The organism is Streptomyces sp. NPDC043812, assembly GCF_056436245.1.
Genome location: NZ_JBWKCY010000025.1, coordinates 37,223 through 59,354, shown reverse-complemented (window position 1 = coordinate 59,354; position 22,132 = coordinate 37,223). Strand labels below are relative to the sequence as shown.

The 22,132-nt window shown below is 71.1% G+C and carries 16 protein-coding genes; 11 read left to right on the top strand and 5 right to left on the bottom strand.

Going from position 1 to position 22,132, the window contains the following annotated elements; translation table 11 throughout:
* The first annotated feature begins 1 nt into the window (after window position 1).
* Both AC067Z_RS30090 and AC067Z_RS30085 read left to right on the top strand, forming a co-directional pair.
* Entirely contained in the window at window positions 2–4,666 is a 4,665-nt protein-coding gene (locus AC067Z_RS30090; protein WP_478792797.1) for a putative T7SS-secreted protein, read from the top strand.
* Window positions 4,667–4,670: 4 nt separating this feature from the next.
* Window positions 4,671–5,069 carry an Imm7 family immunity protein gene (locus AC067Z_RS30085; protein WP_478792796.1) on the top strand — a complete coding sequence of 133 codons (399 nt, stop codon included), beginning with the start codon at window positions 4,671–4,673 and terminating at the stop codon, window positions 5,067–5,069.
* Between the two features lie 113 nt (window positions 5,070–5,182).
* On the opposite strand, the gene AC067Z_RS30080 is transcribed toward AC067Z_RS30085, so the two are convergent.
* Window positions 5,183–5,632 carry a hypothetical protein gene (locus tag AC067Z_RS30080; RefSeq protein ID WP_478792795.1) on the bottom strand — a complete coding sequence of 150 codons (450 nt, stop codon included), beginning with the start codon at window positions 5,630–5,632 and terminating at the stop codon, window positions 5,183–5,185.
* A gap of 300 nt (window positions 5,633–5,932) precedes the next feature.
* Between AC067Z_RS30080 and AC067Z_RS30075 the strand changes: the two genes are divergently transcribed.
* The 3 genes from AC067Z_RS30075 (at window position 5,933) to AC067Z_RS30065 (ending at window position 9,584) form a co-directional block, all read left to right on the top strand.
* Window positions 5,933–6,739, top strand: coding sequence for a class I SAM-dependent methyltransferase (locus AC067Z_RS30075; RefSeq protein ID WP_478792794.1), 807 nt, complete (start codon window positions 5,933–5,935; stop codon window positions 6,737–6,739).
* 54 nt (window positions 6,740–6,793) lie between these two features.
* Complete coding sequence (locus AC067Z_RS30070) at window positions 6,794–7,621, top strand: class I SAM-dependent methyltransferase (protein WP_478792793.1); 828 nt, start codon at window positions 6,794–6,796, stop codon at window positions 7,619–7,621.
* A 148-nt stretch (window positions 7,622–7,769) separates the two neighbouring features.
* The gene (locus AC067Z_RS30065; protein WP_478792792.1) at window positions 7,770–9,584 is read left to right on the top strand and encodes a hypothetical protein; all 1,815 of its coding nucleotides are present in this window, start codon (window positions 7,770–7,772) and stop codon (window positions 9,582–9,584) included.
* A gap of 49 nt (window positions 9,585–9,633) precedes the next feature.
* On the opposite strand, the gene AC067Z_RS30060 is transcribed toward AC067Z_RS30065, so the two are convergent.
* Window positions 9,634–10,128, bottom strand: coding sequence for a hypothetical protein (locus tag AC067Z_RS30060; RefSeq protein ID WP_478792791.1), 495 nt, complete (start codon window positions 10,126–10,128; stop codon window positions 9,634–9,636).
* Between the two features lie 464 nt (window positions 10,129–10,592).
* On the opposite strand from AC067Z_RS30060, the gene AC067Z_RS30055 reads away from it, so the two are divergent.
* Window positions 10,593–12,167 carry a S8 family peptidase gene (locus tag AC067Z_RS30055; RefSeq protein WP_478792790.1) on the top strand — a complete coding sequence of 525 codons (1,575 nt, stop codon included), beginning with the start codon at window positions 10,593–10,595 and terminating at the stop codon, window positions 12,165–12,167.
* Between the two features lie 134 nt (window positions 12,168–12,301).
* Here the strand turns inward: AC067Z_RS30055 and AC067Z_RS30050 are convergent, their stop codons facing one another.
* Window positions 12,302–13,657 (bottom strand): glycoside hydrolase family 18 protein, encoded by a 1,356-nt coding sequence (locus AC067Z_RS30050; protein ID WP_478792789.1) that lies wholly within the window; start codon window positions 13,655–13,657, stop codon window positions 12,302–12,304.
* Between the two features lie 242 nt (window positions 13,658–13,899).
* Between AC067Z_RS30050 and AC067Z_RS30045 the strand changes: the two genes are divergently transcribed.
* From AC067Z_RS30045 to AC067Z_RS30025, 5 genes are all read left to right on the top strand, one after another.
* Window positions 13,900–14,652, top strand: coding sequence for a GntR family transcriptional regulator (locus AC067Z_RS30045; protein WP_478792788.1), 753 nt, complete (start codon window positions 13,900–13,902; stop codon window positions 14,650–14,652).
* Window positions 14,653–15,121: 469 nt separating this feature from the next.
* Window positions 15,122–15,301 carry an SPOR domain-containing protein gene (locus AC067Z_RS30040; protein ID WP_478792787.1) on the top strand — a complete coding sequence of 60 codons (180 nt, stop codon included), beginning with the start codon at window positions 15,122–15,124 and terminating at the stop codon, window positions 15,299–15,301.
* 121 nt (window positions 15,302–15,422) lie between these two features.
* Window positions 15,423–15,839, top strand: a complete 417-nt coding sequence (locus AC067Z_RS30035) for a (deoxy)nucleoside triphosphate pyrophosphohydrolase (RefSeq protein WP_478792786.1) — start codon at window positions 15,423–15,425, stop codon at window positions 15,837–15,839.
* A 126-nt stretch (window positions 15,840–15,965) separates the two neighbouring features.
* Complete coding sequence (locus tag AC067Z_RS30030) at window positions 15,966–16,382, top strand: ATP-binding protein (RefSeq protein WP_478792785.1); 417 nt, start codon at window positions 15,966–15,968, stop codon at window positions 16,380–16,382.
* Window positions 16,383–16,529: 147 nt separating this feature from the next.
* Complete coding sequence (locus tag AC067Z_RS30025) at window positions 16,530–19,121, top strand: SpoIIE family protein phosphatase (RefSeq protein ID WP_478792784.1); 2,592 nt, start codon at window positions 16,530–16,532, stop codon at window positions 19,119–19,121.
* Window positions 19,122–19,165: 44 nt separating this feature from the next.
* Here AC067Z_RS30025 and AC067Z_RS30020 read toward each other — a convergent pair whose 3' ends face one another.
* Entirely contained in the window at window positions 19,166–19,876 is a 711-nt protein-coding gene (locus AC067Z_RS30020) for a PspA/IM30 family protein (protein ID WP_478792783.1), read from the bottom strand.
* A gap of 41 nt (window positions 19,877–19,917) precedes the next feature.
* Window positions 19,918–22,044, bottom strand: a complete 2,127-nt coding sequence (locus AC067Z_RS30015; RefSeq protein ID WP_478792782.1) for a TPM domain-containing protein — start codon at window positions 22,042–22,044, stop codon at window positions 19,918–19,920.
* Window positions 22,045–22,132 lie beyond the last annotated feature (88 nt).

Below are 22,132 nucleotides of genomic sequence, written 5' to 3'. Positions count from 1 at the left end.
TATGGGCATCGGGGATTTCGTCAGTGACATTACGCCGGATGTCGTCGAGGACGCGGTCGAGGACGGCGTCGAGTGGGCCGGCAACCGGGTCGAGGACGTCGGCGACTGGACGGCGGACCGGCTCGAGGACGTCGGCTGGGAGTCTGGTGCGGACTGGGTGCGCGAGCAGTCGCGTTCACTGGCGAACCGGATGGGTGCCGAGGTCGACGAGATGGACCTCGGCCAGACCGAGGACAAGACCAAGCTCATCTACGGCTCGTCGAGCAAGCTGCGCTCCACCGCGTCCCACCTGCGTGACTTCACGGATTCGTTCAACGACGTCGGGCTCGGTCTCGAAGGGCTCGACTCGGACGCCCTCCAGGGTCAGGCGGCGGACGCGTTCCGCAGGACGGTGAAACTGGAGCCGCCCAAGTGGTACAAGGGCGCGGACGCGTTCGAGGGCGCGGCGAAGGCGCTGGAGTCGTTCGCGGACACGGTGACCTGGGCGCAGGGCCAGGCGCAGCTCGCGATCGACAAATGGAAGGAAGGCACGAAGGCCTCGGCGGACGCCCTGGACGCCCACAAGACGAAGGTCGACGACTACAACAGCGCCGTCGACAAGTACAACGGGACGCCCGCCGACAAGCGTGACCCCGCCACACTGCCGGCGAAGCCGGGCGAGTTCTCCGACCCCGGCAAGGCGAAGATGAAGGAGGCGCAGGACACCCTCGCCGAGGCGCGCAAGCAGCGGAACTCCGCCGCCGAGACCGCGCGCAAAGCCGTGCAGAAGGCCCGGGACGCCGCCCCGCCCAAGCCCTCCTACGGCGAACAGCTGAAGGACGGGCTCGACGAGCTCGAACTGATGAAGACCCACTTCACCATGGGCGCGGTCAAGGGCACCGCGGGCATCGTGAACTTCGTCCGGGGCATCAACCCGCTGGACCCGTACAACATCACGCACCCGGCCGAGTACGTCACCAATCTCAACGGCACCGTCGCCGGACTCGTCCAGGTCGCCAACGACCCCTGGGGCACCGGCAAGCAGATGCTGGACAACTTCATGAAGGACCCGGCGGAAGGGCTCGGCACGCTTGTGCCGGACGCGATCCTCACCGCCGCGACGGGTGGCGCCGGAGCCGCCGTGAAGGGCGTGAAGCTCACGGACGAGCTCGCGGACGCCGCCAAGGCGCGCCGCGCCGACGACCTCAGGGAGACCGTCCGCAGGCCCGACGGCAAGCTGTGCGGCCGTGAGCCCGTCGACTTCGCGACCGGCCGCATGTTCCTGCCGCAGGAGGACGTGCTGCTGCCGGGCAGCCTGCCGCTGCTGTTCCGCAGGGACTTCGAGTCCTCGTACCGGGCGGGGCGCTGGTTCGGCGAGAGCTGGTCATCGACGATCGACCAGCGACTGACCGTCGACCCGATCGGTGTCGTCTTCCACGGTGAGGACAACCTGCTCGTCCCGTATCCGCACCCCGCCCCCGGCACGCCGGTGCTTCCCGAGGCGGGGCCGCGCTGGCCGCTGGAGCGGCACACCGACGGCAGTTACACGCTCACCGACCCGCACACGGGCATCGTCCGGCACTTTCTCGCCCCGCCCGGCGCCGAGCCGGGAGACAACGGCTCCGCGCCGCTCGCCGAGATCGCCGACCGCGACGGACGCACGATCACCGCCGAGTACGACGAGGAGGGCGCCCCGCTCGCCCTCACCCACTCGGGGGGCTACCGCCTCACGTTCACCACGGAGAACCGCCGGATCACCTCGCTGAGCCTCGGCGGCACCGAGATCGCCAGGTACGGATACAGCGAGGAAGGCCATCTCGCCGAGATCGTCAAGTCCTCCGGCATCCCCACCCGGTTCGCCTACGACACCGAAGGCCGCATCGTCGCCTGGACCGACACGAACGGCTCCAGCTTCAGCTTCGTGTACGACGACAGGGACCGGTGCGTGTCCCAGACCGGTGCCGAGGGGCATCTGCGCTCGGAGTTCCACTACAGCGACCGACACCCCGCCACCGGCCTGACCACCACCACGGTCACCGACTCCCTCGGTCACACCTGGCGCTACACGGTCAACAGCCACGTCCAGGTCGTCGCCGAGACCTGGCCCACGGGCGCGACGATCCGGTACGCCTACGACCGCGACGACCGGCTGCTGTCCCGTACCGACCCGCTCGGCGCGTGCACCGAGTTCTGCTGGGACGACGAGGGCCGTCTCGTCTCGACGACCCGCCCCGACGGCAGCGTGCAGACGGCGGCCTACGGCGGCGACGGCCGCCCGGTCGAACTGGTCCAGCCGGGCGGGCTGCGCTGGAAGCAGGAGTTCGACGAACGAGGCAACCGGGTCGCGGTCACCAACCCCGCCGGGCGCACCACCCGTTACACCCACGACGCGCTCGGCCACGTCACCTCGGTCACCGACCCCCTCGGCGCCACGACCCTGCTGCGCCACAACGCCGCGGGCCTTCTCATGGCCCAGACGTCCCCGGACGGCGGCACGACGTCGTACGTGCGGGACGCCTTCGGCCGGATCACCGAGCGCACCGGAGCGAGCGGCGGCACCGCCCGCTTCGAGTGGACCCCTGAGGGCCGGCTCGCGCGGTTCACGGGCCCGGACGGCGCCGTGGAGTCGTGGACGTACGACGGCGAGGGCAACTGCCTCAGCCACACCGACCCCGAGGGCCGCACCACGACCTTCGAGTACACCCACTTCGACCTGCTCACGGTCCGCACCGACCCCGACGGCACCCGCCACGAGTTCACGCACGACACCGAGCTGCGCCTCACCGGGGTCAGCAACCCCCTGGGCCTGCGGTGGAGCTACACCTACGACCCGGTCGGCAACCTCGTCGCCGAGACCGACTTCGACGGCCGCACCGTCGCCTACGACGTCGATCCGCTCGGCCGGGTGCTGACCCGCACCACCCCGCTCGGCGCGGCGGTCCGCTACGAGCGGGACCTGCTCGGCCAGGTCGTCCGCAAGGACGCCGGCGGCGCCGTGACGACGTACGAGTACGACCCCGCGGGCCGGCTGCAGCGGGCCGTCGGGCCCGACGCGGAGCTGACGTACGCGTACGACCGCCGGGGCCACGTCAAGACCGAGCTGGTCGACGGGCGTGCGCTGTCGTTCTCGTACGACGCTGCCGGTCGCCGCACCCGGCGCGTCACCCCGAGCGGCCATGTCACCTCGTACACGCACGACAGCGAGGGCCGTGCCGCCGCGCTGACCGTCGCGGGCCACGACATCGTGTTCACGCGTGATGCTGCGGGGCTCGAGCTGACCCGCAGCGTCGGGGAGACGCTGACGCTGACGTCGGACTGGGACGCCGCGGGCCGACTCACCGCCCAGGAGATCACGCGCGGCGGCGACCGGCTGAACCTGCGGACGTACGCGTACCGCGAGGACGGCCATCTCGTCGCGGTCGACGACGCCCTGCGCGGCCCGCGCCGCTTCGGCCTGGACGCGACGGGCCGGGTCACCGCCGTCACGGCCGACCAGTGGAGCGAGTCCTATGCGTACGACAGCGGCGGCAACAACGTCTCCGCCGCCTGGCCGGACCGCCACGCCAGTGGCGACGCGCGTGGCAAGCGCTCCTACACCGGCACCCGGATCACGGAGGCCGGGGCCAACCGCTACGTGTACGACGACGCCGGCCGGCTGATCCGCCGCTCGAAGACCCGGCTGTCGAAGAAGCGTGACGTGTGGACGTACATGTACGACGCCGAGGACCGGCTCACCGAGGTCACGACCCCGGACGGCACTCTGTGGCGCTACCGGTACGACCCGCTCGGCCGGCGCATCGCCAAGGAGTGCATGGCGGCCGACGGCCAGGCGGTGGCCGAGCGCACGCGCTTCGTCTGGGACGGTGCCGTGCTCGCGGAGCAGACCACGGAGATCCCCGGCGAGCTGTCACACCACACCACGCTGAGCTGGGACCACGAGGGCCTGACCCCTGTCGCCCAGACCGAACGGCTCAGCGACGCGTCCACCCAGAGGGAGATCGACGCGCGGTTCTTCGCGATCGCGACCGACCTCATCGGCACCCCGACCGAGCTCATCGACGAGGACGGGCGCATCGCCTGGCAGAGCCGCACCACGCTGTGGGGTGTCACGACGTGGAACGCCGACGCGGCCGCCTACACGCCGCTGCGGTTCCCCGGCCAGTACTTCGACCCGGAGACCGGCCTCCACTACAACCACCACCGCTACTACGACCCGCAGACCGCCCGGTACACCACGCCCGACCCGCTTGGCCTCGCGCCCGCGCCCAACCCGACGGCGTACGTGCACAATCCGCACCGGTTCAGCGACCCGCTGGGCCTCGCGCCGTACGAGAACAACGGTGGGCTCGGCGAACTCATCGAGGTCAACAAGCCCGACGCGGATGCGGACAAGCTGGCCGAGAAGCTCGGAGGACTGCCGCGCAGGAGGTTCGAGAACGACCCGAGCGGGCGTGAGTTCGACGCGATCAGCGATGAGTACGTGGCCCAGGCGAAGCCCGCGGACTTCACCCTGAACAAGAAGTTCCGGACGCAGGCGCAAGCCACGTTCGAGGCCGCGATCCAGAGCGGCCGCACGCCGTACTTCCACTTCGACGGACCGCCCGGACCAGGCGTGATCGATAAGCTCCAGGAGTACGGACGCCGGTACGGCGTCGAGCCGGTGATCGACACGACTCCGCTGGAGTGAGGGCATGTACGAGTTCCATGGCTGGTTCGGCATCTCCGAGGACCCGGATGAGGACGACGCGCAGTCCATGAGGGCGGGCGTCGAGGAGTTGCGTGCGCGAATCGACGCGGTCCAGTGGTCCTCCAGCTGCAAGGTCGTGCTCGACGTGTTCAACGGGCTGGACGTCGTCACTGCCACCGGCCACACGAACCACATCGGCTACGAGGCAGGGCAGTTGGACGAACTGGTCGCGTACATCGCGCGCCGCTTCCCCGGCTCGTGGGGGCTGCTCTACGACCGCTCCGACGAAGGCGACATCCCGAACGCCGACAACGCGTTCCGGGTGCGCGTCATGCGCAGGGGGAGCGTCGAGGAGCGTCTGGATCCATTCCTCTCGCCGTGCAATCCGGTGATCGAGGACTGAGCTCTACGAGGCTCGCCGGGAGACGCCCGGACGTGGGGCGCGCAGCTCCGGGAGCATGGCGAGCAGGGGAAAAGCGCTGCGGTCAGAGGCGTGTGGTCGGCGTGGGAGCAGCCTCAGTTCGTGCCGGGCACGTACCGGAGCGGGTGGCCGAGGCAGTACGCGACAGGCGCCCCCGGGATCCACCGGTGGAACGGGTGAGCCTCCAGTACGGCCAGGAGCCCCGTGGTGTTGGCGGTCGGCATCCGCACGGCGAGCTTGTCCGCGTAGTGCAGAGCGGGCAGCCGGCGCTCCACGGCTCCGTCGAGACGGACTTTCCCCTCCTCGATCAGTTGGAGGAGGGGCGTGCCGAGGGGCCCGGCCAGGACGCTCAGGCGGGACTCGCCGTCGACGAGGCCCTCGGTCCGGCCGCATCCGGAGCCGCCATGCGCGTCACGGCCCCCGGCGAGCACCGGCGCGGCGGCGGTGGTCTGGAGCACGGCGACGAGGAGGGCGGCGGCGCCGAGGAGGGCTCTGCGGGTGCGTGCGGGAGTGCGCGGGCGCGTACGGAAGGGGGCGCGTGTCATGCCCGCACTATGTCCCGAAACGGGGGCAATGCGGAGGAAACGCTCCGCAGTCTGATGGACCGGTCCGCAGCATGCTCGCTCGGCGGGCTGCTGGAGGCTGCGCGGCACAGCAGTCGAAGACGGATGAGGCGATGCGGAGCGACCGTGCTCAACGGCCCGCCGCCGTCGGAGTTTCCGGGACGTGCGCTGAGGTGCGATGTCGCAGTTCGATCGAGCCCGCAGGGCCCTGACCAGGGGATGACCGACGCCCGACGGGTAGGGTCGGCCCTCGTACAGGCGCCTGGGACGGGGGAGTTCGCGGTGACGGAGTTCGACGAGTCGGAACGCAGGATCTGGGCAGGGCGGGCGGATGCGTACGCCGGGACCTACGCCAGGCTCTGCGCGTACCCGGTGGAGGCGCTGCTCGACTCGGCGGGGGTGGGCGCCGGGGACCGTGTGCTCGACGTCGGGACCGGGACGGGAGCCGTGGCCGCGGTCGCCGCCGGACGCGGTGCCGCGGTGACGGCGGTGGACGCCGATCCCGGCATGGTCGCCATGGCGGGCGACGAAGTTCCGTCCGCGGAGGTGCGTGTTGCGGTGCTGCCCGATCTCCCCTTCGGGGACGGGGAGTTCGACGCGGTCGTGGGCAACTTCGTGCTCAACCACGTGGGCCGGCCGCGTGCCGCCGTCGCCGAGCTGCGGCGGGTCACCCGGCCCGGCGGGCGGATCGCGGTGACCATCTGGTCCGCTCCGGCCGGGGCGGGCGGGACGCTGGTCCCGAGGGCAGTCCAGGCGGCCGGCGTCACCCGCCCCGACGACCTGCCCGCACTGGCTCCCGAGGACGACTTCGCGCGGACCGAGGAGGGCCTGGCCGGCCTGCTCACCGGGGCAGGGCTCCGCGAGACCGACTGCCGCACGCTCACCTGGGACCACCGGGCGTCGGCCGAGGAATGGTGGAGCGGTCCGGCCAGGGGCGTCGGGACCATCGGGCAGGTGGTCGTGAGCCAGACGCCAGAAGTGATCGCGGAGATCAAGAGGTGCTACGACGCGCTCGGCGCCGACTTCACCGGCGCGGACGGTGTGCTCGTACTGCCGCACGCCGCCCTGCTGGCCCGCGGCCGGGCGTAGGGCTTTCTCTCGGATCGGCGCGGCCGGCACGCCGCGCCTCTTAGGGTTGGGCAGATGACATCGACAACCCAGGAGGCCTTCCTGCGGGCCTTCCACGCCGAGCGCCCTGCCGTGACATCGGAGTTGTTCGGCGGCGGGCGTGCCGCGGACGCGCGGTCCAGCTACGAGATCCTGCGGGACCGTGTGTCCGGCCGCGACCGTGTGCTCGATCTCGGCTGCGGCGACGGACTGTTGCTCGAACTCCTTGCCGAGTCCGGGGCGCTCGAGCTCGCCGGAGTGGATCTGTCCCCCGACGCGCTGTCGCTGGCACGGCAGCGGCCCGCGCTCGCCGGAACGACGCTGTGCGAGGGCCGCGCACAGGAACTCCCGTTCCCCGACGGCCGTTTCGACGCCTGCGTCTCCCACATGGCCCTGATGCTGATGGCGGACGTCGAGCAGGTCGCGGCGGAGATCGGCCGGGTGCTCGTCCCCGGAGGCCTGTTGGCCTGCTCGGTGGGCGGCGGGGCAGCGGGAGGCGAGGCGTACGAGATGTTCCTCGGGCTGCTGCGCCCGGTGATCGCCGCCGCCCCGGCCGAGCAGCGGATTCCTCCTCTGGGGGACCGGCGGACGCGCAGTCGAGAGGGTCTGGACGAGGTCCTAGGGCTCGCCGGATTCGGGCCGGTCGACTGGGAGACGGCACAGATCGACCTGAGCGGGACGTCTGAGCAGGTGTGGGCGACGGTGTCCGGGATCTACGACCTCGGGCCGCTCGCCCCTGACGTGGTCGCCTCGCTCCGGGCGACGTTCCTCGCCGAGGCCGCCGCGCTGACGGAGCCGGACGGAACCCTTCCCTGCGGGATGAACATTCGTATCGCCGCCGCCGTCCGCTTGCCGTCGGGGTGACCGCGACGAGGCGGGATGCCCGGCGCCGTAGGGCATGACGGCCGGCCGAAACCCGTTTGCCCACCACCGCAGCGGCTGACAGCATCCCCTTCATGATCAAGCGAATCGAGTTCCCCACCGCGCGGTGACCGCCGCCGAAGGGCACGGCGTGCCCCGGTCCGACGTGTCCTTCTACCTGTTCGCGCTGCGGCTGAGCCGCCGGAATCCCGCCGGACCACTGCCCCTGCGCGGCACCACCTACCCCGACCGGGCGGCCGGCGCGGAACCGTCGTCCGACCGCAGGCCGCGGCAGCAGCGGAACGCGTCGTTGCTCTCGGTCCTCAGAACCGCCTTCACCGTGGAGTCCGTCGATCCCTCCCGACTGGCCTCCGTGGCCGTCGGTCTCGACCTCTCCGAGGGGATGGCCGAGCATGCGCTCGCCTCACTGCGTGCATCCGGTCGGACGGACCCCGAACGCTCCCTGACAGTCGGCCGCCGGCTCGCCCGGTACGGGACGGACCGCCGCGCCGTCCGGCTGGGGCTGGCCCTGCTCACCGGTGTCGCGCAGCCCCGGGACAGACACCTCGTCAAAACCCTCGCCCTGCTGCCGGTACTCAACCGCGCCGCGGTCGGTGCGCTGGCGTCCATGGACCGGTCGGCGAAGGATCTGCTCTGGCTCGTGCCCCGCACGACGGGCCGGTCCCGTCTACGGGCCGTCGAGGCACTGTGCGCCCGCGACGAACCGGGACTGCGCAGCGTGCTGTTGCGTACCGTTGCCGCCCTGCCCAATTGCCCTGCCTCCCTTGCGAACGACATCGCCGAACGGGTCGACCTGGCAGCCGTGCTCGACGACCCGGACGGGAGCGACCGGTCCGTCGCGGACGCGGCACGCCTGCTGTCGGTCCTCGTCGCCGCGGACAGGTACGAGCCCGGCGAGCGGGTCTACGAGGGATGTGTCCGGGCATACCGGAGTCTGGTGCGGCGCGCACCCCGACTGGCGCCGACTCCCGAGCGGTTCGCGTCGCTCGCCGCGCTCGCCGAGGAACTGCACAGCGGGGCCGGCAGGCTGCTCGACTGGTGGCCGCGGGAACGCGAGGACGTGCTCGACCGGCTGCGGATCCTGCTGAGCCGCCCGGAGTGGCAGCGCCAGGCACAGAACGCCGGAGCGGGCCGGAACGGCCACTGGCTGCGGAGGGCAGCGGCGCGGATCGCGTCGGCCGCGCCGGAGACTCCTCTGGCGCCCGCCCCCGCGTTCGAGGTTCTGGTCGTCGTCCCCGGGCCGGGCAGCGGCGCCGCGGTGCAGACGCGGATCATGGTGGACGGCAGGCCGGTGATCGCCGAGGCCTTCTCGCCGGGTGCACCGCATCCGCCCGAAGACCTGCTGGAGCGGGGACGGTTGCGGGCGACGGACGAGGCGCGCGAGGTGCAACTGGCGGAGGCGCCGTGTTCCGAGGGCTGCTGCGGGGCGCTGTACGTCACGATCGTGCGGGACGGCGCCACCGTCCGCTGGAAGGACTGGCATCGGCGGGACGGGGCCCTGTCGTTGCGCGGGCCTGCCGTCCTGCCGGATCTGCGCTTCGACGCCGCACTGTACGACGCGGAGATCGCCCGCGCGGAGAGGGACCGCACCTGGGAGTGGCCCGCCCGCACCACGGCCAGGCTCGTACGCGAACGGCTGTCCGCCGAGCCGGGGCTGCTGTCACGGTGGAACTGCTTCCGGGGCTGGACCTGGACGCACTACGAGCGCCAGGACACGACCATGCTGAGTTTCTCCTACCCGGCCGAGCCCCGGTCCGGTCAGGAGAACTGGTGGCTGTACTTCACCTGGGAGGCGGCGGACAGCGGAGACCCGCCGTCCGCACAGGCCGACGCCATGCTGGCCCGGCTGCGCCAGGCCGGGTACGCCCGGATCACCGGCGGCAGCCGTCGGAACGCCGAAGCGCTCGGCTTCACCTGGCCGGAGTCAGGTCAGGAGGGTGACTGACGCCCCGGCGGACGACCGGGACGGTCAGCGGCAGGGGCATGCCCGGTGGTCAGGGACCTGGCGGTGCGATCGCGTTGACCGTGTCGAACAGAACGAGTCCGGATGCGGGGGAGAGGAAGAACGTGCCCGTGTACAGGCCGCCCGTCACCTCCATGTCGAATGTCTCGCTGTGCAGCCACCCCGCGCCCTGGGGGACGAACTCGGACAGTCGCCCGGGCACTTCACCGATCGGCGCGGGCCGCAGTCCGCGCGAGGAGTCCTGCGTCAGTTCGGCGATCCTGCCGACCGCGGGCCGTGCCACGCCGACCAGCCGGATGTCCGAGGGGCCGGGCACCGACCGGCCGTCGTTGTTCCGCACGAGGTCGTAGCCGAGCCAGTGCGCGTCGGTGAGCGTGCCGAGCAGCGGGAAGCGCTTCTCGAGCGGTTCGGATTCCGTACGCAGGGGCCCTTCGTCGGGTCCCTGCGATGCGGCCTCGGCCGTGCAGGCGGAAGCGACCGCCACCACTCCCATGGCGAGCACAGCCCGCCGCGACACCTCTGACATCCCCGCCCCCTCGTCGCGTCGAGCCGCTGATCGTAGCCGCCCGGCGGGGCCGCGCCGAGAACGGCCGCCCGGCCGGACGCCCCCCGGGGTTCGACGGAGCCGCTTCGTTGCGCAACGTGAATTCCCGTGCTGCGCGCCTGCGGTGTCACCGGGCGCCGATGCCGGACGTCCCGGGCCGGGGGTCCGGCTGGTCGCGACGCCCCAGGTGGCAGAATCGAGCGGTCAACAGCGTTTGCGGCGGGGGCGGCGACAAGCGGGTCATGAATCGTCGGTATGTCGGCTGTGTGGCGCTCGTATTGCGTAGCCTCCCGGCCTCTTGTGCGATTCCTATGGATCCGCCAATCTTTCGCTCGGCAGACGGACAAGGGGGGCCCACGCTTTGATGCCGAATCGTTGGCATGCTCCTGCCGCTCGTCTGTCATGACCCCCACAGCAACGCACCACCTATGAGGAGGACCCCTCACATGACTGTGATGCGTGACTCGCGGCGAAGACTCGCCGCGGCCAGCGCCATAGCCGTCGCCGCGCTCTCGCTCGGCGCGGCCTCTGCCCTTCCGGCCACCGCGGTGGAGACGGCGCCGGAAGGCGTCATCCAGAACGCGGGCGCACCCGGTGCCGTCAAGGGCAGCTACATCGTCACCCTCGACGAATCCGAGGCGGACGCGGGCTCGAAGGCGGGCAAGGCCCTTGCCGCGGAGTACGGCGCGAAGATCAAGCGCACGTACAACGCCGCACTCAACGGCTACTCCGTCCAGCTCACAGAGGCGCAGGCCAAGAAGTTCGCCGCGGACCCGGCCGTCGAGTCCGTCGTGCAGAACCGCGTCTTCAAGATCTCCGGCACGCAGCCGAGCCCGCCGTCCTGGGGCCTCGACCGGATCGACCAGAAGGCGCTGCCGCTCAACCAGAGCTACACCTACCCCGACCCCGCCGGCGAAGGTGTGACGGCGTACATCCTCGACACCGGTGTGCGGATCTCCCACAGCGACTTCGGCGGCCGTGCGTCCAACGGCTACGACGCGATCGACAACGACAACACGGCACAGGACGGCCACGGCCACGGCACGCATGTCGCGGGCACCGTTGCAGGGTCCTCCTACGGTGTGGCCAAGAAGGCCAAGATCGTGGCTGTCCGCGTGCTCGACAACGCGGGTTCGGGCACGACCGAGCAGGTCGTCGCCGGCATCGACTGGGTGACGCAGAACGCCGTCAAGCCGGCCGTCGCCAACATGAGCCTGGGTGGCGGCATCGACACCGCCCTCGACACGGCCGTGCGCAACTCCATCGCCTCGGGCGTCACCTACGCGGTCGCCGCCGGCAACGACGGTGCCAACGCCTCCAACTACTCGCCCGCGCGGGTCGCCGAGGCCATCACCGTCGGCTCCACCACCAGCTCCGACGCGCGGTCCAGCTTCTCCAACTACGGAAGCGCGCTCGACATCTTCGCGCCGGGCTCGTCGATCAAGTCCACCTGGAACACCAGCGACTCGGCGACGAACACGATCTCCGGCACCTCGATGGCGACCCCGCACGTCGCGGGCGCTGCCGCGCTCTACCTCGCGGGCAACAAGACGGCCACCCCGGCCCAGGTCTCCTCCGCCCTGACCGGAGCGGCCACTCAGGGCGTCGTCGGCAACCCGGGAACCGGCTCGCCGAACCGCCTGCTGTACGTCGGCGGCGGCAGCACCCAGCCGCCCGGCCCGAAGTTCGAGAACACCGGCGACTACACCATCAACGACAACGCCACGGTCGAGTCGCCGATCACCGTCAGCGGCGTCGCCGGCAACGTGCCCGCCGGTCTGACCGTCTCGGTCGACATCAAGCACACCTACATCGGTGACCTGCGTGTCGATCTCGTCGCCCCCGACGGTTCGGTCTACAACCTCAAGGCCTACGGCTCCGGCGGCAGCGCGGACAACGTGATCACCACCTACTCGGTGAACGCCACGTCCGAGGTCTCCAACGGCACCTGGAAGCTGCGGGTCGGTGACAACGCGAACTACGACACGGGCAAGATCGACGCCTGGTCGCTCCAGTTCTGACAGTTCCTGAGTCCACAGGCGAAAGGGGCGGCCGTTCACGGCCGCCCCTTTTGTTCACCCTCGGACCGCCCGATCTCCATGGAAGGGACCGGCGCCCGAGCCGGCGCCGGTTCGCAGGGCAGGGCGCGGCACGTTCAGCGGCGGCTCAGCCCCTTGTCGACCGCGGCCATGAGCTCACCGTCCGAGGTGTCCCCGTCCAGCGACCAGAACATCGCACCGCCGAGCCCCATGCCGCGGATGTAGGAGGTCTTGGCGCGCAGCACCTGCGGATCGTCGTACGTCCACAGCGTGGTGCCGTCGAAGAGCCACGCGTGCCCGTTCCTGAGGTCCCGGTGGACCGTGAACGTTCCCGAGTCGGCAAGCTTCTTGAGCGCCTTGTAGTCCTCGTATCCGGCAGCCCAGGTGGCGGGCGCGGGTCCGGTCGCCGGCCGGCCGAGGCCGTTGCCGCCGCCGGTCACCCCGGTCCAGCCCTGCCCGTAGAAGGGCATGCCGACGACGAGTTTGCGTGCGGGCGCTCCGCGGCGCAGCCAGTCGCGCACGGTCTGGTCCACGCTGAAGTCGCCGCGCGGGGCCCGCAGCGCCGACTGCTGGGCGGTGGTGGGCTCGCCGGAGACATGGAAGTCGTAGCCCTGGAGGTTCACGAAGTCGAAGTCGCGCATGATCTTGCGTACCTCGAAGCCCGCGTCGATCTTCGCCGGCGCCGTGGGTACGAAAGCGGACAGCTCGTAGTGCTTGCGCTTGCCGCCGCGCTCCTTGTGCTGCGCCCTCGCGTAGGAGTCGAGCTGCGTACGGAACTCGTGCACCAGCGCGGTGAAGTTCTGCTTGTCCTCCGGGCGGTACACCGTGTCCGTGTCGCCCGCGGAGCCCGGCCACTCCCAGTCGATGTCGACGCCGTCGAAGAGGCCGGCCGCCGCCCCCTGGCCGCCGCGGGCGCCGTCGACGGGCAGATTCCCCTTGATGTAGAGGTCGATGCAGGAGGCGACCAGGGCCTTGCGGGACTCGGCGGTGCGCACGGCGTCCGAGAAGTGGGTGGACCAGCTCCAGCCGCCCAGCGAGATCATCACCTTCAGGCCGGGATACTTGGCCTTGAGCTCGCGCAGTTGGTTGAAGTTCCCTGCGAGCGGCTGCTCCGCGGTGTCGGCGACGCCGTCGACCGAGTCGGCAGCCTCCAGCGGGCGGGCGTAGTCGGCCCACGCGTCGGCCTCGCCCGGCACGTTTCCGGTGAAGCACGTGCCTTCGGCGCTGACGTTCCCGAAGGCGTAGTTGATGTGCGTGAGCTTCGCGGCCTGGCCGCTCTTGTCCATGTCCTTGACCTGGAAGTCCCGGCCGTAGACGCCCCATTGGGTGAAGTAGCCGATGCGCTTGTACGACGGCCTGCCGTGGTGGGGCGCGCTGTCGGCGGAGGCGGAGGCAGCCGCGGGGGAGAGGGTGGCGAGGAGCGAGAGCGAGCTGACGGCAACGGCCGTACGGAAAAGGCTTCTTCGACGCATGGGGCTGGCTCATTCCTGTGCGTGTGCCGGGCATGTGGTGAGCGAAGTCGTGCGTACACGCAGGAAGTTATTGGTCTGGACCATTAAGGTCAAGGGCCCGCGAACCGGGAGCGGTTGTACCGGCGGTAAACCCCCGCCCACCGGCAAATCATCACATCGAGTGAAACGATGGCCCACACTTGCGGTCAACAACCCACGGTTGCGAGGCTGTTGCAGTCTGTCAATCTCTTGGGGAGTGGCCAGTGACATTCGGTGAGCAGCCCGCCTACCTGCGCGTTGCGAGCGATCTGCGGGAAAAGATCGTCAACGGCTCGCTGCCGCCGCACACCCGGTTGCCCTCGCAGGCCCGTATCCGGGAGGAGTACGGCGTCTCCGACACGGTCGCCCTCGAGGCACGCAAGGTCCTCATGGCCGAGGGGCTCGTGGAGGGCAGGTCCGGCTCGGGGACCTATGTCCGTGAGCGGCCCGTCCCACGCCGGGTCGCCCGGTCCGGCTTCCGGCCGCCGTCGGGTGCCAGTCCGTTCCGCCAGGAGCAGGCCGAGGCTGGGGCGCGGGGCACCTGGGAGTCGCGCAGCGAGCAGGAGGGCGCGTCCCCGGAGATCGCCGCCCGGCTCGACATTCAGCTCGGAGACCGGGTGATGCGCACCCGCTACCTCTACCGGGACGCGGGTGAGTCGATGATGATCGCCACCTCGTGGGAGCCCCTGGAGGTCACGGGCCGGACCCCCGTGATGCTCCCGGAGGAGGGGCCCCTCGGTGGCTGCGGAGTCGTCGAGCGGATGGCCGCCATCGACATCGTCGTGGACAACGTGGCGGAGGAGGTCGGCGCGCGCCCCGGCCTTGCGGAGGAACTGCTGGCGCTCGGAGGAGTGCCCGGCCATGTGGTGATGGTGATCGAGCGGACGTACTACGCCTCGGGGCGGGCGGTCGAGACGGCGGACGTCGTCGTCCCGGCGGACCGCTACCGCGTCGCGTACCACCTCCCTGTGCGGTGACCTCGGGATTCCCTGCCCGTGACGGTGAGTCAGCCGCTGTCCGTGCGCAGTAAGGCCCGGGCGGCGCGCCGTCGCCGCGGCATGCCATGCACAGCGGCATACGAACTGCCTGACCTCCCTCCTCCCTGACCTCCCCGAACTTCCCGACATCGCGGACTGCCCGGCCCGCTCCGACCGGTTCTCCTCACTGTGCAGCTCTCCGGACACCGAATGCGGCGACATCTGCCGCAAGGAACCGGCCTCCGGCCCGGCCCTGATGCCCGCGCCGACAGCGCGGGCGGCCGGCTGAGCTGCGACGCAGGATCGAGCGCGGCGCACTGGGGGCGTATCCAGCCGGATACGCCCCTGTTTCGTGCCTCTTTGTAAAAACACGTATCCGCTCAGTAAAGGTCAGGCGTACGCTCGGGCATATGCGTAGTGCGGTTTCCTGGAGAAGGTCAAGGACAGGGGCGACCGAGGGAGGGGCACGATGAACGACGGTGGCGCCGTGCTCTCGTGGCAGGTCATCCGTCAGGACGACAACGGCAACCGCTACCGCGTCGGCCGGTATGCCACTGAGGACGAGGCTCAGCAGATCGCGGACACGCTCGACGGTCGCGGGCACAAACAGCTCTATTGGGTGGAGCGCATCGGGCAGGCGGCACGCTGACCACCGACTCCCGTACGGCGCGGCCGACTTGTGGCCGCGTGTGCTCCGGCGGCGGCCGCCGCCTTCGGGCCGTACCGGGCGGTCCCCGAGCCGGGCCGTGCCCCGCAGTACGCTCCGGCGCATGACTGATCGCGTGGTGGTGGCCGGGGCCGTATACGACCGGGGGCGGCTGCTCGCCGCGCGGCGCAGCGCGCCCGAGGAGCTGGCCGGCCGCTGGGAGCTGCCCGGAGGGAAACTCGAGCCGGGGGAGAGCCCCGAAGAGGCACTGGTGCGCGAGCTGCGTGAGGAGCTGGGCGTCGAGACCGAGCCCGTCGAGCGCATCCCTGGCGAATGGCCGCTGAAGCCCGGTTACGTCCTGCGGGTATGGACGGTCCGACTGGTATCCGGGGAGCCTCGGCCTCTTCAGGATCACGACGCGCTGCGCTGGCTCGCGCCCAACGAGATGCAGGACGTCGACTGGCTCGATCAGGACCGGCCCGCCGTGGCCGAGGTCAGGCACCGGCTGCTCGCGCAGCGGGATGAGGGCGCATGCGACTGAGCCGTACGCCTGTCCAGTCGCCCGTACGCCCATTGGTCCGCGAATCACGATAACGAGCACGGGAAATGGGGTATGTGCCCATTAACCCCCCGAAATGGGACGCGGGTCCGCTGGTGATCTGGGGAAGTGATCGGCGTGATCGGCACCGAAGGCGAATGCGCCGAGTGGTCCTTCCCGGCGCAGCCGGACGCGGTGCGCGCCGCTCGCCATGCGGTCCGCGACACACTCAGTGCCTGGGGTCTGGACGCCGCGGTCCGTGATGTGACGGTGTTGCTGGTCAGCGAGCTGGTGACCAATTCCCAGCGGTACACCTCCGGCCCGATCGGAGTCCGGCTGGTCTGTCCTGCCGTCGACGGTGCCCATCCGACCCTGCTGGTCGAAGTCTCCGACCCGGTTCCGGAACCGCCCCTGGAGCGGGATGCTCGTCCCGACGACGAGGGCGGGCGCGGCCTGCAACTGGTGGCCTGTTCCGCCCGCCGCTGGGGTACGAGGCGGGGGAGGACCGGCAAGACCGTGTGGTTCGAGCTGGCCCTGACTGGTTAGGAGTCAGGAGGGACAACGATCACGGACGACTCGGCCAAAAACGAACGAGACCTCTCTGTGATCGTGAACGCCGTGCCTGCCGGGGCCGTAGTGCTGAATACTGCGGTCATGGCCGGTCCGGTGCGGTGAGCTGGAGGGGACGGTCGCGTGAGCGAGATACCTGAGACGGCGAGCGGTGTCATGTGGCAGAGCAGCCCGCCTGGCTCGATCTATGACTACATCAAGGTCGCGTCCTTCTCGATCGGCCCCGACGGGCTCGTCGACCAGTGGAGCCGGCGGGCCGCGGACCTCTTCGGCATCACCGCCGACCAGGTCAGGGGCAAGGACCCTGTCGAGGTCTTCATGCCCGCCGAGCTGCGGTCCCGAGGCCACCGCAGGGTCGCCGACGTCCTGGACGGCAAGGAGTGGACGGGCCTCGTCCCTTTCCGTGTGCCGGGCAACGCACGCGCGCACGGTCTTGCCGAGCTCTATGTGATGCCGAGTGAGACCGAGCGCGGCGAACAGGCCGCACTGTGCATCGTGGTCGACGTCCGCGCCCTGCGCCGGATCGAGAGCGACCTCGCCGCCTCGCAGGCAATATTCGGCCAATCTCCTTTCGGGTTTCTGCTCTTCGGTCCGGATCTCACCGTGCAGCGCGCCAACCAACGCTTCGCCACCGTCTTCGGCGGCGCTGCCGAGGACCACCGGGGAAGAACCGTCCACGACTATCTGTCCCGCTCCGAGGCCGATCGGATGAGCGCAGCCCTGCGCCGCGTGCTGGAGACCGGGGAGTCGGTCACCGACCTCCAGATAGTGGGCACTGCACCGGGCGCCAGCGACCGCAGGCACTGGTCCATCAACCTGTATCGCGTGCACAGCGGATCCGGTCGACCCGTGGGAGTCGCCGGGCTCGGTACCGATGTCACACGCCGTCACATCGCCGCTCGCGAGGCCGCGAGCGCCCGGCGCAATCTCGCCATCCTCAATGAGGCGAGCGCCCGCATCGGCAACTCCCTCGATCTCGAGACCACCGCCCGCGAACTGCTCGACGTCGCCGTGCCCGGATTCTGCGACCTCGCCTCCGTCGACCTCTACCAGGGGCTGCTCACCGGTGACGAGGCCCCGCCCGGACAGTTCGCCTCCGCGCACGCGGAGAGCTTCGGGGGAGGCAGCGCCGAACTGCGCCGGGTCGCCTTCGCCAGCGCTGTGTCCGACGCCCCGCTGATGACCACGCCCGACTGCGGCCCCGTGGACGGGACGCCCACCGCCGTCGGTGAGGTCCACCGCTACCCGTTCAACTCGCCCTGCGCGAGCGCACTTCGGACCGCGAGTGTGCAGTCCATTCCCGGCGAGGACGGCAGTCTCGTCCAGTCCACCCTCGCGGTGCCGATGGTGGCGCACGACACCGTCGTCGGCCTCGCGCAGTTCTCCCGGACCAAGGGCAGCGAACCCTTCGGGGAACGGGACCGCGCTCTCGCCGTCGAACTGGCCGCCCGCGCGGCCGTCTGCATCGACAACGCCCGCCTCTACCGCAGGGAGCACGAGCGCGCGCTCATCCTCCAGCGCAGCCTGCTTCCCCCCGGCGACCCCGAGGCCGCCGGCCTCGACATCGCCTGCCGCTATCTGCCTGGCACCACCGCCACCGAGGTGGGCGGCGACTGGTTCGACGTCATCGAACTCCCCGGGCACCGCACCGCGCTGGTCGTCGGCGACGTCATGGGACGCGGGCTGCGTGCCGCCGTCGCCATGGGAGAACTGCGCACCGCCGTACGGACCTTGGCCCTGCTGGACCTGGAGCCCGCCGAAGTGCTCTCCGCGCTCGACGAGATCGCCCGGGGTCTCGGCAGCCCGGGTAATCCGTCCCAGCTCAGGCGCTCCGGAGGCGGTGCACAGGCACCGACCCGTATCTCCCACAAGTCCCGCGAGGCGGACCTCTCCGAGGTCTATCTCGCCACCTGTGTCTATGCCGTCTACGACCCGGTGACCCGCCGCTGCACCTTCGCCAACGCCGGTCACCTGCCACCCGTCCTCGTCGAACCCGGCGAGGAGGCCCTGCTGCTCGACGTGCCCCCCGGCATGCCGCTCGGGGTCGGCGGTGAACCCTTCGAGGAGGTCGAGGTCGAACTGCCCGAGGGATCCCTCCTCGCGCTGTACACCGACGGGCTCGTCGAATCCCGTGACCATCCGCTCGACGAAGGACTCGACGCCTTCCGCACCGCACTCACCGACCCCGGCCGCGCCCTGGAGGACGTCTGTGACCACGTGCTGACCACGCTCGACACCCGGCACGGCGAGGACGACATCGCCCTTCTGATGGCCCGCATCCAGGGCCTGCCCGCCGAGGCGGTGGGCGACTGGAGCCTGCCGCGCGAGCCGCGGTCTGTCGGCCGTGCCCGCGAGCTCGCCCGCACCCAGCTCGTCGCCTGGGACCTCGAAGCGCTTGTCGACACCGTGGAACTGCTCGTCAGCGAACTCGTCACCAATGCTCTGCGCTACGGCGAGGGCGAGATCAGGCTCCGGCTGCTGCGTGACCGGACCCTCGTGTGCGAGGTGTGGGACGCCGGGCTGGTCCAGCCGCGCAGACGCCGGGCCCGCGACACGGACGAAGGCGGCCGGGGCCTTCAGCTGGTGGGCCTGCTCAGCGCGGCATGGGGCTCGCGCCGGACGCCACGGGGCAAGACGGTGTGGTTCGAACTCGCCCTGCCCGACGGGGACGGAGCGGCGGAGCCCACGGTGGAGCAGCTGCTGAGCATGTTCTGACAGGGGCACCGTGGTGCACGGCCCCGGGCGAACGTGCCCGGACGTCATGCCGCCTTCAGCGCCGCCAGCCGCGCCTCGATCTCCGCGCTGTCGCCCATGCTGTCCAACTGCTCGAATTGGGCGTCCAGCGACGACGCGGCCAGCTCCTGCTTGCCCATCGCCCGGGCCTCCTCGCGCCGCACCTTGTCCTCGAAGCGGCCGAGCTCGCTCGTCGGGTCCAGCACGTCGATGCTCTTCACGGCGTCCATCATCCGGTTCTGAGCCTCGGCCGACTTGGCGCGCGCCACCAGCTCGTCCCGCTTCGACTGAAGCTCGGTCAGCTTCGACTTCATCTGCTCCAGACCGGACTTGAGCTTGTCCACCACCTCCGTCTGGGAGGCGATCGTGGGCTCCGCGGTCCTCGCCTCGTTCTCGGACTGCAGCTGCCGGCCCAGCGCCACCTTCGCCAGATTGTCGAACCTGTCGGCATCGGCAGCCCGACCCGCACCGCGCAGCTCGTCCGCCTTGCTGCTCGCCGCGAGCGCCTTGCCGCCCCATTGCTTCGCGGCTTCCTCGTCCTCTTGGTGGTCCTGCTCCATCAGCCGCAGATTGCCGATGGTGGCGGCAACCGCCTGCTCCGCCTCGCTGATGTTGTTCGTGTAATCGCGGATCAGCTGGTCGAGCATCAGCTGCGGATCCTCCGCCTGGTCCAGCAGAGCGTTGACATTGGCCTTCGCCAGCTGGGCGACCCGCCCGAGGATGGTCTGCTTGGTCATCGCACCTCTCCTTGAACACCGTGCCGAAACGGGGAACTGGGTCAGAAACGGCCGCCACCCATCCGGCCACGGGTCCCACCGCCGCCGAAACTGCCGGGCCCGCCGCCGAAGCCGCCGTCCCCGAAACCCCCGCCAAGACCGCCGCCGAAGCCCCCATGGCCCCCGCTCCTTCCCCCGCCGCCGAACAGTCCGCCGAGGATGATCCCGCCGAGCACCGCGCCCCCGAGCCCACCCCCCGCGCTTCCCACTCCTGATACACCGCCCGGCCCGAACGGGTTCCCATATCCGCGCACATCGTTTTCGGCCAGCGTCTGCGCCTGCTGCGCCAGTGCGTCCGCCTGCTGCGCCTCGGCCAGCGCGCCCTGCGGATCGCCGCCGCCCGCGGCCCGCCCGCCGTCGTCCTCCCCGGCCAGCTCCTGCGCCCGCTCCAGCCGTCGCTGTGCCTCCACCAGCCGGGTGCGCGCCTCGCTCCCGACCGCACCGCGATGCGTCGTGATGTAGTCGGCCGCCGCGCCCACGGCGGAGCGCGCCCCGAGCATCGCCCTGTCCAGCAGCGCACGGGTCCGACGCGTCCCCTGCTCGTTCTCGCGCGCGCCCGCCAGCGCCTCGTCGAGCGCGGAGTCGGCCTCCTCCACCCGGCGCAGTGCGTCGATGGGGTCGTACGGTCCGGCCTCGATCTCCCGCCGCACCTCGGCCGACACCGTCCCGGCCCGCGCCACCCGGCCCTGCAGACCGGCGGTGGACACCCCCTCCTGCGTGCCCTCGAGCAGTCCACGTGCCTCCGCCAGATCGGCGTCGGTCTCGGTGAGGGCACCGGGGAGCTTCCCGGCCGCCTCCGCGAGTTCCTGCGCCCGCCGGTCGACCGCGTCGACAAGCCTCCTCGCCTGGGCGACGGCGCCCTCCGCGGCCCGTACGTGCACGGCGGCCGCGGCGTTGTCGCCGCCTTCGACGGCCTTGCGGGCCCGGCCGAGGCTGGTCGACGCGAACTCCAGCCGGTCCTTGGCCTGTTCCACGTCGTCGGCAACCGGTGCGGACGCGGTCGCCGCGTACCGTTCGCGCATCACGCCGAGCGTGGCCCCGGCGCTCACCATGCGTCCGTCGACGTCGGCGAACGCGGCATCCGCCGCCGTGAGTGCCTCCGGGGCGTTCTGTTCCAGCGCACGCAGCCGGTCGAAGTCCTCGGCCTGCGCATCCAGCCGGTGGTTGGCCTCGGCGCACCGTGCCACGATCTCGTCGAGCATCCTGCGCCTGGTCGCGTCGTCCTCCGGATAAGCGTCGTCGAGCTGCTGCCGCAGCCGGAAGGCGGCGGTCAGTTCGTCGGTCGCGTGGGCCATGGCCTCGGTGAACGGTTTCGCCGCCTCCTCCCCGAACTGCGCAGTGGCGAAGCCGAGTTCCTCCTGGCTGGTGCGCACGGCGTCGTCGGTGTCCACGAGTGTCTGCCGCGCCGCGGCGTCGAGCTCCGGCAGCGGGGTCGCGCGCGGCCCGCCCCATCCCTCCTGGCCGCCCTGCGGCGTCGTACGGGTCGCTGTCCTGCGCCGGCGCTTGACGTACGCGTAGGCGGCGAGCGCACCCGCGCCGCCGACCACCGCGATCGGCAGCACCAGATCTCCCGCGCCCGTGCCGGCGCCCTGGTCCGCGACCGGGTCCTCCTCGCCGGGCGTGACATCGACCTCCGGTACCGGCCGGCCCGCCAGCACGGCGTCGTAGCCGTCTGCGGCGCCGATCGCGGCGCCCGCCCAGTCGCTCTGCCGCAGCGGCGGCTCGATGCCGTCCTGGGCGACGTCGGCGAGCTGCTGATCGGTGAGCCGGGAGTCGTCGGCGACCCAGTAGGAGTACTGACGGGCCCCGGTGGCGACGGTGAGCAGCACGTCGTTCTGACCGAGCCCGTTCCTCTGCGCCGTCTCGGCTGCCCACTGCGGGGCGTCGAGGCCGGAGAAGTCGCGGACGTAGACCACGAACAGCTGCAGCCGCTGGTCGTCGTAGAGCCGGTCCAGCGCCTCGACGACCTGCGGTTCACGGTTGCCCAGCGCATCCACTCGGTCGGTGATCTGCCCCTGCTGGGACAGTTCGACGGGCTCGTCTGCGCGGACCCCGGAGGCGGCGGGCACGACCAGCCACCACGCCGCCACCAGCACGGCGAGAATGGCTCGGGTGGCTCTACGCGTCACATTTGGGAGGCTATGCCGGGTGTTGGGCGCCCGCGACCGGACGGGCTGCCGGACCGCCCCGAGCCGTTCCTGCCGATCAGGCCCTACC